Origin of the sequence: Adlercreutzia equolifaciens, assembly GCF_029076695.1 — a bacterium.
Lineage (GTDB): Bacteria > Actinomycetota > Coriobacteriia > Coriobacteriales > Eggerthellaceae > Adlercreutzia > Adlercreutzia equolifaciens_A.
Genome location: NZ_JARFIK010000610.1, coordinates 1 through 289, shown reverse-complemented (window position 1 = coordinate 289; position 289 = coordinate 1). Strand labels below are relative to the sequence as shown.

Genomic DNA, 289 nt, shown 5'->3' with positions numbered 1-289 from the left:
AATATGGACACGTATGGATGCTATCCTATGCATTCATCTATATCCCCTGGTTTACAAGACTTCAGGAGAACATAAACAAACCTTACCACGTCATGCACACGGCACTCGATGATATGATTCCTTTCGAAGAGATCTTTATCGTACCTTATCTGATGTGGTTTTTATATGTAGCAGCCACCATCGCATTTTTCTTCTTTCGGAACCGTGATGACTATTACAGGCTCTGCACCTTCCTTTTCACAGGAATGACGATCAGTCTTCTCGTCTGCACCCTGTTCCCGAATGGAAC

General features: G+C 43.3%; 1 protein-coding gene. It reads left to right on the top strand.

Translation table 11 applies throughout. The features are described from left to right. Positions 1 to 17 precede the first annotated feature (17 nt). On the top strand, positions 18 to 289 hold a 272-nt coding region (locus PZH32_RS13810), incomplete at its 3' end, for a hypothetical protein (RefSeq protein ID WP_428994067.1).